We start from the raw sequence: 14,186 nt of genomic DNA, 5'->3' as shown, positions 1-14,186 counted from the left end.
GGCCGCCCGGCAGTGCCGCCACGATGCTCTTCTTACGACGCCGATGAGCCCTCGAACTGCCGATAGCATTCGTCGGCGACCCTCTGCAAAAGGTCGCGCGGCACTTCGCCGGTGACGGCGTAGCCGATCGTGCCGTCGATCCAGTAGAAGGTCTCGACCCCGCCCTGGCTCGCAATGCGGAAGCTCGTTTCGCGGTTGTCGGTGTTGCGCCCGAGAAGGACGGTCAGCCGCTGGCCGGTGCCGTCCTCATACATCAGCATCGCGCCCGCCTTGCCGTTGACCGGAACCAGCCGACCGCCGACGAGCGAGAAGCCGAGCGCGGAGAGATCGGGAATCCTCAGCTCGTAATCGAGCCGCTTGCCGAGCCAGGTGGAGAGATGCGCCTGCTCGTCGGCGCCGACCTCAACCGGATGGCGCACCTCGCTCGCATAGATGAGGAAGGCCGACTGCGCCTGCCCCGGCAGCGTATCCGGGCCTTGAGCGATCTCAAGCGGCCGGTCGGGGGCGATGATCGCGGGCGCATAGAGGCCGGTGAGCGCGCCGGCGGCAAAGATCAGGATACCGGCGGCGAGGCGGCCAAGGATATGACGGCGGGATGTCGCTCCCGTCCTGGCCCTTGCCCGGCCCGTAGCCAAAAGAGAGCGGTCGCGTTCGTCGCTGCGGGCATAGCTGGCGAAATGCGATTTCAGCGCTGCGGCCTGCGCCTGCCATTGACGCACTTCCTCCGCGCGGGCCGGATGCTTTTCGAGCCATGCCTCGATGCGCTTGCGCTCCGGCTGGCTCAGGTGGCCATCGACATAGGCGTGCAGCTCGTCTTCGGAGACAGTGTTGAATTCGTCCGTCATTTCGGTCTCCGCAGGGCAACCACGTTGTCATCCTTCATCGCTTCGGCAAGCTGGCGGCGGGCGCGCGACAGGCGCGACATCACCGTGCCGATCGGGATCGCCATCATGTCCGCCACGTCCTGGTACCGGTAGCCTTCGATCACCACCAGCATCAGCACCGAGCGGTTTTCCGCCGAAAGCCGGTCTAGCGCACGTTCGAGGCGCAGCTTCTCCAGCGGGTCGGCGTTATCTGCCTCGGAGGCGAGACCGAGTTCGTCATCGAGCTCAACTTCCGGATGCTGCACCCAATGCCTATGCCGGTTGCGGTAGAGATTGGTCATGATCGTGAAGGCCCAGGCGCGCAGGTTCACCCCCCGCCATTGCGCGCGCCGCGCCAGAACCTTCTCGACGCAGTCCTGCAGCAGGTCCTCGCCGTCCGGATCGGACCGGGTGAGGCTGCGCGAATAGCGCCGGAGCGCCGGCATCAAGGCAAGGATATTTTCTTCGAATGGGTCGGGGACGGAAGGTTCCGTCCCCATGCTCCCCTCCTGACCGTCACGGCCGTGCGACATCCCATTCGCCCTTCACGCCGTCACCGGTAATGTCACCCATCTTCTTGTCCTTCACCCAGAAATAAAGCGGCATCCCGTCCTTCGCCCATTGCTTGGTGCCGTCCTTGCGCTCGACGATCGAATAGGCGCCTTCGGCCGTCGCATTGCCTTCCACCATGAAAGGCGGCCAATTCTTGGCGCAGGCATCATAGCAGTTGGAGACGCCCTTCTGGTCGTCTCTGTATGTATAGAGCGTCATGCCGTTCGCTGCGGCCAGCACATTGCCCTTTTCCGATTCGACGGACTTGACCGGCGGCGCGGCAAAGGCGGAAGCGCTTGCAGCAACGCAAATGGCGATGGCCAATGGAAACGTTCTCATGGGGGCTCTCCTTCCTCGATAGGTTTCTGCGGCGGGGGCGAGGGTTTCATCGCCCCGCTCCCGCCGCAACGGAACCGCGTTTCCGGCAGGTTCGCAGGTGAGACACGGAGAGTGGCGGATTTATTCCCTCGGCGCTCGTGATGGTTGCGGCGAGGTTACCCAGGGGGCATGACTGACGCCCCGTGGGGAAGTCTTCGTCTGCTTGGCGAGGCAATACGCGTGCGGCTTAAGCCCGGTCGGCGACGAAGCGGGCGAGGGTCGGTCCGAGCAGGGTGATGATCAGCACCCGCACAGTCTGTAGTGCCATGACGAAGGAGACGTCGACATTGCTCGACGTGGCGATGACGGCGATCGAATCGAGGCCGCCGGGACTGGTGGCGAGGTAGGCCGTCAGCGGATCGATGCCAGCGGCAACGATCAAGAGAACCGCCAGCAATCCGGAAAAGGTCATCAGCACCAGGATGGAAATGACCGTCGGAAGCAGCGCCCGGCGGGCATGTGTCAGGATCGGCCGGGTGAAGCCGAGGCCGATGTTCCACCCCAGCATGATGGAGCAAAGCGCCAGCAGCCATTGCGGCAGCTCGGTCGCCAGCGTGCCGGTGATGTTGAGAACGGAGCCGATGGCGAAGGGCACGAGGAAGGTGCCGGCCGGCACGCGCAGGAACTTGCCGAGAAAGCCGCCGGCAATCCCGACGGCCAGCGTTGCCAGGAAGGGGAGGCCGGCAATCGGCGCAAACCAGTCGGTCGCCGTCTGGACCTCGGCTCCGGTGACCCACATATGCGCAACCAGGGTCGCGGCGCTCGCCACGAAGACGACGCGCAGATATTGCATGAAGGCGACAAGCCTTGCATCGGCACCATAGGCATCCGCCATGAGGAGCATTGTCGAGGCGGCCCCGGCCGAAGAGCCCCAGATCGCGGTCGTGCCCGGCAGGATGCGCATCTTCGTCATGGTCCAGCCGCAAAGCGTGCTGACGCCGATGACGGAGAGGACGACGGCGAGGAAGAGGGGCCAGTTGCCGGAAAATGCGACCAGCAGGTCTGGCCGCATCGAGCCGGCGATCATCATCGCTAGGATGAACTGGACGCAGAAGTAAAACTGGCGGGGCAGGCGGATCGTGCCGCCATTCACGCCGACGAGCGCGGCGGCGAGCATAGGGCCTATCAGCAGGCCGGCCGGAAGGCCGATCGTCTCGAGGACCGCCGCGAAGACGAGTGAGACGGGCACGAGCACGCACCACTGCAAGGCCGGCCGCAAGCGTCCGATCCCTGCATTTTCCGGCGGGGAGGGGATTGCGGGGTGTTCCGGTCTCAATGGCCTTCTCCGGTGTTCTCCAGCGTGGTGCGGGCGAACAATATGGCGGCGCGGGATGTGCAACGGTTGGTAGCGCATAGCCGGAAAGTCGGAAACCGATTTTCGGAAAAAGCGTATGCGCGATTTCAAGGAGCCGCCGCTTCCGCACCGCGTTGAATGCAGCGCAGGGTAGAAGCTTTTGCGACCGGGGTTCAAGGTGCGTGGCCAGAAAGTGCTACAGCCCGAGTGGTGCTTTTTCCCGAAACCGCCTTGCAGAGGCCGGTGATCGAGAATTCCGCACTTGCGTACGGCCCCCGAATCCTGACACTGCGGGTCATGCAGTTCGCTCCGCAACAGGATGAGGCCCTGAAGGCCGTTTCGCGCTGGCTGAAGGAAGGGCGTTCGCCGCTCTTCCGCCTGTTCGGCTATGCCGGAACCGGCAAGACCACGCTTGCCCGCCATTTCGCCGAGCATGTGGACGGCGAGGTGCTGTTTGCCGCCTTCACCGGCAAGGCCGCGCAGGTGCTGCGCTCCAAGGGCGCGGCCAATGCCAAGACCATCCATTCGTTGATCTACCGGCCGCGCGGCGAGGAGGAGGTGGAGGACGAGGAAACCGGCAAGACCTCGATCGCGCCGATGTTCTCGATCAACCGGCAGAGCCCGGTGGCCAAGGCGGCGCTGATTATCGTCGACGAATGCTCGATGGTCGACGAGGCGCTCGGCAAGGACCTGATGAGCTTCGGCACGCCGATCCTCGTTCTCGGCGATCCGGGACAGTTGCCGCCAGTTTCGGGCGGCGGCTACTTCACCAATCAGGAACCGGATTACCTGCTGACGGATATCCACCGCCAGGCGCGCGACAATCCGATCATCCAGCTGGCCATGCAGGTGCGCGAGGGCAGCGAGATCATGCATGGCGACTACGGCACCGCGCAGGTGATCGGGCGCGGGCAGGTGACGCAGGAACTGGTGCTCGAGGCCGACCAGGTGCTCGTCGGCACCAACCGGACGCGGCGGCGCTACAACCAGCGGCTCCGCGAGCTGAAAGGCTTCACCAGCGAATATCCGCAATCCGGCGACAAGCTCGTCTGCCTTCGGAACGATCCGGCCAAGGGGCTGCTCAACGGCTCGCTCTGGCAGGTGATGAGTTCCTCGAAGGAAACAGTGAAGCCGGGCATCAACCTGATGATCCGCCCGGAAGACGACGACATGGATCGCGGCGCGGCGAAGATCAAGCTCCTGAAGGCAGCCTTCGAGGACGTCGAGGGAGAAATCCCCTGGTCCACCCGCAAGCGCTACGACGAGTTCGACTACGGCTACGCGCTGACGGTGCACAAGGCGCAGGGCTCGCAGTGGAACAATGTCGTGCTCTTCGACGAGAGCTATGCCTTTCGCGACACGCGCGAACGCTGGCTCTACACGGCGATCACCCGCGCGGCGGAACGGTTGACGATCGTCCGGTAATGCCTCCGCAAGGCTCAACCGCTCTTCAGTCTCGCCCTCAGGCGGGGCGCGGCGAAATCGCGGTATGTGTGCAGCTTTAAAGGCGCGCCGGTTGCACCGTCTTCGCTGGGATTCGAATTGCCGTCAGCACATTCCCCAGCGCTTCGAGGCGGCCGACGTCGCGGCCGCACTTGCCGAGCGCAATCGGCGGATCGAGATGCTGGACGCGGAAATCGAGCGGCTCAGGCCGCAACGCGCGACGGTTGATTGACTTTCCACCGCCGACGATCAGTATTTGCTTATGTTAGAGCTTCCACGAGCGAATCTGGAAGAGAGCAGCCTGTGCGTTTGAGCAGACGCGGCTCTGCTGTCCGGGATTGCCTCGGTCGGAATCGACACATGGACGAGATCATGCAGCAATTCAGGGCATTGCAGCGACCGTAGCGCGACTGGGCAGTTGCGCTACGGCAGGGGGCGGGAGTGGTGCATGCTTCGCGAGAGCCGGACCAACACACCACGACAATTGACTAAGCGCTCACGGCGCGGCTCATCCGTGCAGGACAGCGAGCGGCGCATCGTAACCGCACTTTGCTACGATCTCGTCGGCTCGACCAACCTGATGCAACTCATGGACATCGAAGACTACCAGGAACTGATGACCGCGTTCCAGGTTGCGGCGAGGCGGTCGATCGCTTCCCATTCGGGCATCATCCAGCACGAGGCGGGCGACGGCGGCGTGGCGCTGTTTCCGATCGAGCTCGACGCGAAGGACGCGGCTTCACTCGCCATCCGCGCCGGGCTGGACATCATCGACGGCTGCAGGCGTGTCGGCCGGGAGGCGGGACGCGACGATCTGCACGTTCGGGTCGGTGTCGCGACTTCGATCGCGCTCGTCAACGAGGCAAAGATGGAGAATTGGACGCAGGAGCCCGTGACCGGCGCGGCGCTGGCGATGGCGACCCGCCTGGAAGGCATCGCGCTGCCGGACAGCGTCCTGGTCTCCGAGGACACGCGCAATCTGGCGGGCCGGTCGCACGCCTTCGTGTTCCAGGGCAGCAAGGTGCTCAAGGGATTCTCCGAGCCGGAGAAGGTTTGGCGCGCGTTCGGACACAAGATCGAGGTCAATCGTTTTTACGCCTATGGAAGGCTCGGCGGCCCGTTCATCGGGCGTGAAAGCGAGTTGGCTGCGATCACCAGCGCCTGGAATGGCGTGCTTGCCGGGCAGGGCGAGGTGGTGCTGATTGAGGGGGAGGCGGGCATCGGGAAGTCCCGGCTGTTGCGGGAGGTCCGCCGAAAAACGCGCGATCGGCGGTCCAAACTGTTTTTCTTCCAGTGCCTGCCCGGCGGATTCCGCTCGACGCTGCATCCGCTGCGAAACAGTCTTCCCGGCGGCATCTCGGAAGCCGGCGGGCAATTGACGACCGCTGCCGTGGCGAACCTCTTCGCACGGAACGGAATTTACGACGCGGAAGCCACCGATGTCTTCGCCTATTTGCTCGGAGCGCAGGGAGGAAACGGGCTTCTGTCCGGCAGCGATCCGAAGGCGATCCGCGGAAAGGCGCATCGGGCCGTGTTCCGCGCGCTGCAGGCGGCTTGCCGGAACGGGCCGGTCGTCGTGATAGTCGAGGACGTGCACTGGATCGATCCCACCTCGCAGGACCTGCTGGCGGAAGCCGCGCAGGCCGTTCACGAGCTCCCGATCCTTCTCGTCATCACCTCGCGCCCGCGGCCTCACCCGGCGGGATCTCGGCTGGCCGGCGGCCAGGCCCATTGGCTCGACGCGGCAAATCCGACGCGACTTTCCCTTCAGGCGCTCGATCGCGACGAAACGCGGCTGGCGATCGAGGCGAGATGGCCTGAGCACAGGCTCTCCATGCTTCCCGAGCTCTTCGACGTGACGGAAAGAATATCGGGCGGCGTTCCGCTCTTCATCGAGGAGATCTGCCAATGGGTGTCGGAAAATGTCGGCACCGACACGATGAACCTCTCGGAAAGCGTCAAGCCCAGCCACGTCTCGGCCTTCGAGGGAATCCTCGACGCGCGCCTCCAGCATCTGGGTCCCGCCCGGGACGTCGCGCGAGCGGGGGCAATCGCCGGCACCCAGTTCACGCTGCCGCTGCTGCGCGCGCTGTTGCCGGATTTCAGCAAGAAGTCGCTGGCGAGTGCGGCAGATAGGCTCTGCGAGACGGGATTTCTGATGCGGATGAGAGCGCCGGGGCGCGTCGCCTACGGGTTCCGGCATGTGCTGATCCAGGAGACGATCTACAACGGGCTGTTGCGCAAACAGCGGCAGACATTGCATCGCCGCCTTTTCGGCGCCGTCAGCCAGGAGCGTCATCTCGCCGCCTGGATCGACACCGGCGAACTCGCGGAGCACGCCGAACGGGCGGGGCTGCTCTCAAACGCCGTCGAACTCTTCATCGCAGCGGGAAAGGAAAGCTCGAGCCGGTCGGCGATGATCGAGGCGCGCCAATATCTCGAACATGCGCTGGCGCTTTGCGAGCGACTCGGCGCGGGGCATGCGGTCGAGCCGCTGCAGCTTTCGGCGCTGATCGCGCTTGGTCCGATCCTCACCGGGCTGGTGGGTTTGAATTCGCCGCCCGCCCGCAAGCTCTACGAGGACGGTGTGGAGATTGCCCGCCGGCAACCGATGGAAGACCAATACAAGTGGTTCCCCATCTATTGGGGCTGGTGGCTGACGGGAGCCGACTTTCGCGTCATGCACGATCGCGCCTTGCAGGTGCGGACGATGTTGGCCGAGACAGAGGACCCGGAAATCCGGCTGCAGATCAACCATTGTATCTGGGCGATCGATTTCAATCTTGGTCACCATCGCGAAACGCAGGCTGCAATCGAAGCGGGTCTCGCGCTTTACGACGAACAGTCGGCGAAAACAGGCCGAACGCTCTACGGAGGTCACGACGCCAAGGTTTGCGGTCTCGGGCAACTGGCACTTTCGCTGTGGTTGACTGGCCAGTCGAAGGCATCGGATGCGGGGCTTTCGAAGATGATAACCTTTGTGGATCGTATCGCACATACGCCAAGCAAGGCGCACTCGCTTGATACTGAAGCGGTTTCGGCCTTCTACCGCGACGATTTCGAGCGCCTCATCGATATTTCAGGACGGATGGCGGATTTTGCGAGGAAGCATGAGATGCAATCCCTGACCGGCTTGTCGCTTCTTTTCGAAGGCTGGGCACGTGCGCATCTCGAGAATCTGGCCAGCGGCCACAGGACGTTTCAAAGCGGGCTCTCGCTCCTTAAGCAACTCGGTGCTGTCATAGACCTGCCGATCTACCTCTATATGCATGCGACCATGCTGGGCCTTGCGCAGAAATATGAGGCGGCGATCGACGTCGCGAACGAAGCGATCGAAAAAGCCAAGGAAACCCATCACGCCTATTGGCTCGCCGAACTTTACCGATGCCGCGCCGTCCTTCATGCACGGAACAATGCGACGAAGGATGTTGTCGTTGCGGATTTGCGGTCTGCCCTGGAAATCGCTGAACGCCAAGGGGCGACGGCCCTTCTCAGGCGGGCGCAGCGCTCGATGCGGGAGCTTGGCGTTGCCATTGAGCGTTGAACACGAAGCCATGCAGGTGAGGGACCGAGCGCTCTCCGGCGCGGCGCTTTCAGGATTTCGGAATGCGATCCGTTCCGGTCTGAGAAATCCTTTCTCCGCGCCTACAGGGCCAGAAGAAGTGGAACTGCGCCTTCGGACGATTCTACCGCTCTGTCGCCGAGCGCGGATAACGCGGGTGGCGGATTTGACCGGGCTCGACCGCATCGGCCTGCCGGTTGTACAGGCTGTTCGGCCGGCCGCGCTCTCGGAAGTCACGTCTCTCGGGCGCGGCCTTTCCCTAGCGGAGGCCGCGGTCGGGGCGATCATGGAATCGCTCGAGCGGTTCTACGCCGAATCGATCGCGCCGGACCGCGTTTTCCTCGCCACCGCCGACGATCTCGGACTGGTGGAGGGCCTGTTTGAAAATCTCCTGGCACCCGGAGTTGAGCCGACCTGGCGGCAAAGGGAAATCCCCTGGATCGTCGGGACAGACCTCGCCACGGGAGGCCTGCAGCCAATACCGTTCGAACTTGTCCACGCCTGCTATACCGAACCGCCGCCTGCCGGCGATGGCCTGTTCACACGCACGACGACCGGTCTTGCCTGTCACATGTCGGCCTATGGTGCATTCCTGCACGGACTGTTCGAGTGTATCGAGCGTGACGCAATCGCGCGCGCCTTCGCCACACACGGCTTCTTCGACCGGATGCGGATCGCTCCCTCGGGGATCAGTGAAAAAGTCGATCGCATCCTGTCCGTTGCAGCGGAGTGGGGGGTATCGTTCGGTCTGTGGTTGGCTCCCTCACCGACCGGTGTTCCCGTCGTCTGGTGCCAGTCGATCGAAACCGGCCCTGGCGAACCGATCCTGGCGCTGCCGACCGAGGGCTATGCGGCTGGCCCAAGCGTCGCGGCCGCGGCCTTGAGCGCAATGCTTGAAGCCTTGTCGGCGCGCGCCGGCGCCATATCGGGCACGCGCGACGACCAGACCCGAGGGCATTACCGAAGAAGCACGGACGCACTCGTTTCTGAGGCGCGTCAGTTCATTCTCGATGGCGGGTCCGCAATGAGACATGTTTCGGCCGAGGCACCCCTGCCTGCCGATCTCTCTTCGCTGTTGGAGAGGACGCTGGCGGCAGGGCTCGGACCCGTGCTGGCCGTGCCTGTCGGCTCGGACAATGAAACGGGCGTTGAATGCGTAAGGGCCATTCTTCCGGGCGCAACGCCCTTTTCCATTCTGCGGTGACGGCGCCGATGAACGAGAACCAAGGTCCAATCCTGGTGTTTCTTGGCCCGACGCTCAGGCTCGCGGAAGCGGAGGCGGTGCTCGATGCCATCTATCTGAGACCCGTGGCGCAGGGGGATATTCTGCTTGCCGCCCATGCATTTCGTCCGCGCGCGATGGTTCTGATCGACGGACAGTTCGAGGACAGGCCGGCCGTCCGGCACAAGGAGATCCTGTGGGCGATGGCACAGGGAATAGTGATGATCGGCGCCGCCAGCATGGGAGCGCTCAGGGCGGCGGAACTCAGCGATTTCGGCATGATCGGCATCGGCCTGGTTTACCGGTGGTATCGGCGCTGGCGGCTGGCGCCCGATGATGCTGTTGCCGTTCATTCAGGGCCCGCAGAGCTTGGCTTTCCACCGCTGACGGAATCGCTCGTCGATCTTCAGCGAACGTTGTCGCGCCTCATGCGCCGCAATTTAATCGGCGCCGCCGAGCGCGACCGGCTCACAACAATCGCGCGAAAGATGAACTTTCGGGACCGCTCCCTCGACACGGTCCTGCGGGCCGCCGGGTGGCAGGATGACGAGGTGAAAAAGCTGCGAAGCGAAATCGTGCGACAGAAGAAGCGCGACGCGCTCCTTGCGCTGCAGCGCGCTTCGGGCCTTGCTACGCAGCGCGCGGAGGCGCGCGGACCCGCTGATTGGGTTGCGACGAACACCTTCATCCGCGATCTGGAGGCGGGTGGCATTGACTCAAATTTAGCAAACACTTATAAATTGAATCCGTAATTGCCGGATTTTCCATCGAGGGGGGCAATTGTGCTATGCGTCTGCTTGGGGACGATGCCCTCGAATCGGCAAATGCGCGCCTTGGTACGCGCTTCTGGATATTTCCTCAGCCGCCCTTCATTCCCGGATATGAGCAGCCGGACCGCGTGTGGCTTTCGATACCGCGCGACGAAATCGGCGAGGGTCCGAGCGACCCGACCATGTATGTGGTCGATCCGCTCCTTGACAAGCACCCGTACGTCTCCAATCAACTCCCGCCGTTTGATGGTGCCAGGCGTCCTCCGCCAAGGCCCGGTCCGGATCGCCACTTCGACAATATGCGACCTGACTCGAGGGCATTTCTTGGCGTGCACGCCTATGCCTGCGTGCATTTCGTTCTAGATATCTGGCAGAGCTATCTGGGGCACCCGATCCGGTGGTTCTTCAGCCAGACCTTTCCGAGGCTCGAGATCGTCGCCTTCGTAAACTGGGACAACGCACAGGCGGGCTACGGTTTCCTGGAACTCGGGTGTTCCGATATCGATGGCATAAGGCGGCCTTACGCGTTGAATTTCGACGCGATCGCCCATGAGGTCGGCCACCTCATCCTGCTTTCAGAGACAGGAATCCCGACAGCCCCGACACAGGGGGACGACTTCTTTCCATTCTCGGAAGCTTTTTCGGACGCGGTGTCGCTGATCTCGTTCCTGCATTTCGACTCCGCCATCGACCGGCTGCTGCGGCGAACGAGAGGCAATCTGCTGCTTTACAATGAACTCAACCGCTTTGCGGAAACGAGCCCGGAGACGCAGATCCGCCTCGCCACCAATTTCCGCCGCGTGTCCGAGACGACGCAGAACGTGCATGACCGAGCACTTCCGTTCGTCGGCGCCATCTTCGACACCATCGTCGAACTTTATCATCGGGAGCTCGTTGCGCGCGACTGCGCCGACATACGGCTCGTGGATATCGATATACGAGACCTGGCGCAGGATGACTTCGACCGGTTCCGCCAGATGACCGAGGATGCCTTCCAGATCAAACCGATGATCTTCAGATTGGCGCTGACCGCTGCCCGCGATGCCGTTGGCCAGGCTATCGCGGTCGCGCTGCGGTCACTCGATCCGAACACGCTGCGGCTCGATCAGGCGGCATACGCCGTGATTGCCGCTGCTCAGGGTCCGGCGGCTGGCCTGCTGGAGTCGAATTTTGCATGGCGTGAGATCATCAATCGAAGATAGAGCTCGGAAGGAGAGGAACATGAGTGATTGTTGTGGAAATCCAAGCTTGTTCACTGATACGGGCGTGATAACGGGAGACACGGCGCCCTACTACCCCGGAGAAATAAGGCTCTACGGAAGGCCTGGTAATATCTACAGGAGATCAGAAGATTCAATCGAGACACCTGAGCGTTACAAGGAAATTATTGTAGAAAATTTACAAAAAAATCCGAAAATACCACCCGATAGCTATGCGGATGTTGTTGAGGCAATGGGATCTGTTATCAGAGATATACTTAAGAAATCACTCATTTCTTCCGATAACGTCATAGTTGGGGTAATTGGACGCAAATATGTCCATTATTTAACCGTTAATACTGGCGTGAGCAGTAATTTCGAGAGTGTTGGCGTAATTTACGGCTATGCCTATGAAGGGCATTGCTACAAACTCCCGAAGCCGCAAATCATGATTCTGCCTGTCTCCCCGCACAAGATCGTCGCTGCGAAATGTAAATGCGAACGAGAAGACGAAGACGAGCAAGAACATAAACATGATTGCAACTGCGGATGCGAGTGTGGATATAGCGCGAAGCTTGGCTATGTCGTTTGGTCAGTCGACAAACTTGAACAGGCGGTGGCTCTCGACGTTCGCTCCGATGACCTCAAGACCTTGGTTTTGGACGAGAATATGCCCGGCAACCGCTCACCATTGGCTTACGCGCAGTCAATGGCTCTAGCGCCGCAGCGGCATCGCGATTGATTGACAGTTTTGCACCGCGCTGCGGGTGGTCTCATTGCGATCCCGACAAATCATTGCCGGGATCGCCAAGCGTCAGGCGACCTTCTGGAGCCCGGAGACGCGGTGCGCCGCCGCGGTGTTCCGTGCCGTATCCCCCAGTTGGAAATGCGCGATCAGTTCGCGAAGCTGGGCCGCCGCGTCGGCGAGCGCTGCGCCTGCGGCGGTCGCCTCCTCGACCATGGCGGCGTTCCGCTGGGTAACCTGGTCCATCTGGGTGACGGCGGCGTTGACGCCGACGAGCTCCGAGGACTGTTCGCGCGCCGAGAGCGCGATTGCGTCCATGTGCTCGTTGACGGTCGCGATATAGGTTTCGATCGCGCTCAGCGTCGCACCGGTCTCGCTGACCAGCTTGACCCCGTTCTGGACTTCGGCGCTTGAATTGCGGATGAGTTCTTTGATCTCCTTGGCCGCCTGGGCGGAGCGCTGCGCCAATTCGCGCACTTCCTGCGCGACGACGGCAAATCCCTTGCCCGCTTCGCCGGCCCGCGCGGCCTCCACGCCGGCATTCAAGGCCAGCAGATTGGTCTGGAAGGCGATGTCGTCGATGACGCCGATAATGCTGGAAATCTGTGTCGACGATTGTTCGATGCGGCCCATGGCGTCGACGGCTTCGGAGACGATCCTGCCGGACTGCAAGGCGCTGGTATTGGCCTGCGCCGCGACGACGCGAGCTTCCTCCGCCCGCTTGGACGCGTGGGTGACATTGGCGGTGATCTGGCCGAGGGCGGCTGCGGTCTCCTCCAGCGACGCGGCCTGCCGCTCGGTGCGCGTCGAGAGTTCGCCGGAGCTCCGGCTGATATCGCGCGAGTTGCCATCAATGGCGCCGGCAGCCCGCGCCACGCCTTTCAACGTCGCACTGAGTTGCGAGACCGTCCCGTTCAGGTCGTGGCGAAGCGCCTCGAAATCCGGCGCGAAAGGCTCGGTGAGCTGGAAGGCAAGGTCGCCCGCTGCCAGCCGGCGAAGGCCGGCGGCAAGTCCGGACGTGGCCTCTTGCAGACGCATGCGCGCCGCCTCTTCCGCTTCCGCCGTGAGACGAACCCGCTCGGCTTCGGCCTGGAGGTCGGCCGCTCTCGCTTGTTCAGCCATCTCGGCGTTTTGACGATGGGCTTCTTCGGCTTCGTGCGTCGCCTTTTCCGCCGAAACCAACGCGGAAACCAGTGAGAAGACCATCGCGATGAGAACCGCGCTTTCCAGCGTCAGGATGACCGCGTGGAACAGCACGCGCGAAAAATCCGAGCTTTGCGGGAAAACCGCGAAAGGCGAGACAAAATAGAGCAGCAGATGATGAACGCTGACGAGTGCCGCATAGCCGACGATCGCGCGCCAGTCGATCCAGGCGGCGCAGATCGCGAGGCTGGCGAAGAAATACATGTGCATGTCGATCTGCAGCGGCGAGCCGGAAAAGGCAAAGACAAGAAGGGCAACCGTGGCCGCGTGGGCCATTGCGGTGACGATCCGGGTCGTCGGCCCCGTCCTGTCGCGGATCCAGCCGATGGTTGCCGACGCCACGATGACGATGGCGGCGCCGACGGCGAGGCGGTCAAAGCCGTCCGCGCGCATCGCGGTCGTGAGGGCGATCAGTGCGACATTGATCCAAAGAAGCGCGACGATCCCCGGCGACACCTTCTGGCGAATTTTTTCGAGAGCGCTCATTTCAAACCTTCCTGCGAGCAGGCCGTGGAGAGGCCAGCATTGAGAACAAGCAGTGCGCCGGCGTGCAGCAGCTTCGCCGGAAAATCCTCGGAATCGGCATGCGCCAGTGAAAGCCACGGCAGCCCCCCGCTGGCGACGAAGGAGCCACCGGCAGCGGCGATCACCGACATGGCTTTTTGCGGCGGCTCGTTCGGGCCCGTAACGACAAGCACAAGGGGGCCGCGGGGCATCGCCCAGACGGAAAGGACAAGAAGAACAAAAAGCAGGAAATGAATGCAAAGCGCTGCTTTATTGACCGGACGTTCCCCGCGCCGCCTGGTATCATCGTGACTCAGGCGCGTTGCCATGAGAGTATTTTTCCGTTTTCCTCAAGAGGCTTGCGCCCGTGATGAAGCGTCTTCCTCGTCCCCCGATCTGCACAACCAGAGTTTGCTAAAAATATTGATTTAACGTTAAACGGATAAAGGTG

General features: G+C 62.5%; 12 protein-coding genes and 1 pseudogene. 7 read left to right on the top strand and 6 right to left on the bottom strand.

What is annotated here, in order from left to right; translation table 11 throughout:
- Positions 1 to 32: 32 nt before the first annotated feature.
- The 4 genes from QN224_RS16105 to QN224_RS16090 form a co-directional block, all read right to left on the bottom strand.
- Entirely contained in the window at positions 33 to 845 is an 813-nt protein-coding gene (locus tag QN224_RS16105) for an anti-sigma factor (protein WP_283977519.1), read from the bottom strand.
- Positions 842 to 1,396 (bottom strand): RNA polymerase sigma factor, encoded by a 555-nt coding sequence (locus QN224_RS16100; protein WP_269282383.1) that lies wholly within the window; start codon positions 1,394 to 1,396, stop codon positions 842 to 844. Before QN224_RS16100 ends, QN224_RS16105 begins: the two co-directional genes overlap by 4 nt.
- On the bottom strand, positions 1,380 to 1,754 hold the full coding sequence (locus tag QN224_RS16095; RefSeq protein ID WP_173509842.1) for a hypothetical protein: 375 nt from the start codon (positions 1,752 to 1,754) through the stop codon (positions 1,380 to 1,382). Before QN224_RS16095 ends, QN224_RS16100 begins: the two co-directional genes overlap by 17 nt.
- 226 nt (positions 1,755 to 1,980) lie before the next feature.
- Entirely contained in the window at positions 1,981 to 3,069 is a 1,089-nt protein-coding gene (locus QN224_RS16090; RefSeq protein ID WP_283977518.1) for an AbrB family transcriptional regulator, read from the bottom strand.
- Positions 3,070 to 3,384: 315 nt separating this feature from the next.
- Here QN224_RS16090 and QN224_RS16085 point away from each other — a divergent pair, with 315 nt between their 5' ends.
- The 7 genes and pseudogenes from QN224_RS16085 to QN224_RS16055 all read left to right on the top strand — a co-directional run bounded on the left by QN224_RS16085 (position 3,385) and on the right by QN224_RS16055 (position 12,025).
- Complete coding sequence (locus tag QN224_RS16085) at positions 3,385 to 4,512, top strand: ATP-dependent RecD-like DNA helicase (RefSeq protein ID WP_283977794.1); 1,128 nt, start codon at positions 3,385 to 3,387, stop codon at positions 4,510 to 4,512.
- A gap of 106 nt (positions 4,513 to 4,618) precedes the next feature.
- Positions 4,619 to 4,762 (top strand): annotated as a pseudogene (locus QN224_RS16080) (pyridoxamine 5'-phosphate oxidase); the annotation flags it as partial.
- Between the two features lie 216 nt (positions 4,763 to 4,978).
- Positions 4,979 to 8,074 (top strand): AAA family ATPase, encoded by a 3,096-nt coding sequence (locus QN224_RS16075; protein WP_283977517.1) that lies wholly within the window; start codon positions 4,979 to 4,981, stop codon positions 8,072 to 8,074.
- Positions 7,959 to 9,296: a YcaO-like family protein gene (locus QN224_RS16070; RefSeq protein ID WP_283977516.1), complete on the top strand. Its 1,338-nt coding sequence runs from the start codon at positions 7,959 to 7,961 to the stop codon at positions 9,294 to 9,296. The genes QN224_RS16075 and QN224_RS16070 overlap by 116 nt, the downstream gene beginning before the upstream one ends.
- An 8-nt stretch (positions 9,297 to 9,304) precedes the next feature.
- Entirely contained in the window at positions 9,305 to 10,066 is a 762-nt protein-coding gene (locus QN224_RS16065) for a TfuA-like protein (RefSeq protein ID WP_283977515.1), read from the top strand.
- A 35-nt stretch (positions 10,067 to 10,101) separates the two neighbouring features.
- Complete coding sequence (locus tag QN224_RS16060; protein WP_283977514.1) at positions 10,102 to 11,286, top strand: hypothetical protein; 1,185 nt, start codon at positions 10,102 to 10,104, stop codon at positions 11,284 to 11,286.
- A gap of 19 nt (positions 11,287 to 11,305) precedes the next feature.
- Positions 11,306 to 12,025, top strand: coding sequence for a hypothetical protein (locus QN224_RS16055; protein WP_283977513.1), 720 nt, complete (start codon positions 11,306 to 11,308; stop codon positions 12,023 to 12,025).
- 72 nt (positions 12,026 to 12,097) lie between these two features.
- Here QN224_RS16055 and QN224_RS16050 read toward each other — a convergent pair whose 3' ends face one another.
- The gene (locus tag QN224_RS16050) at positions 12,098 to 13,717 is read right to left on the bottom strand and encodes a methyl-accepting chemotaxis protein (RefSeq protein ID WP_283977512.1); all 1,620 of its coding nucleotides are present in this window, start codon (positions 13,715 to 13,717) and stop codon (positions 12,098 to 12,100) included.
- Positions 13,714 to 13,887 (bottom strand): hypothetical protein, encoded by a 174-nt coding sequence (locus tag QN224_RS16045; RefSeq protein ID WP_283977511.1) that lies wholly within the window; start codon positions 13,885 to 13,887, stop codon positions 13,714 to 13,716. The genes QN224_RS16050 and QN224_RS16045 overlap by 4 nt, the downstream gene beginning before the upstream one ends.
- Positions 13,888 to 14,186: the final 299 nt, after the last annotated feature.

Source organism: Sinorhizobium sp. 7-81, assembly GCF_030124405.1.
Taxonomy (GTDB): Bacteria; Pseudomonadota; Alphaproteobacteria; order Rhizobiales; family Rhizobiaceae; genus Sinorhizobium; species Sinorhizobium psoraleae.
The sequence above is the reverse complement of the archived record's forward strand: the minus strand, read 5'-3'. Positions and strand labels throughout refer to the sequence as shown.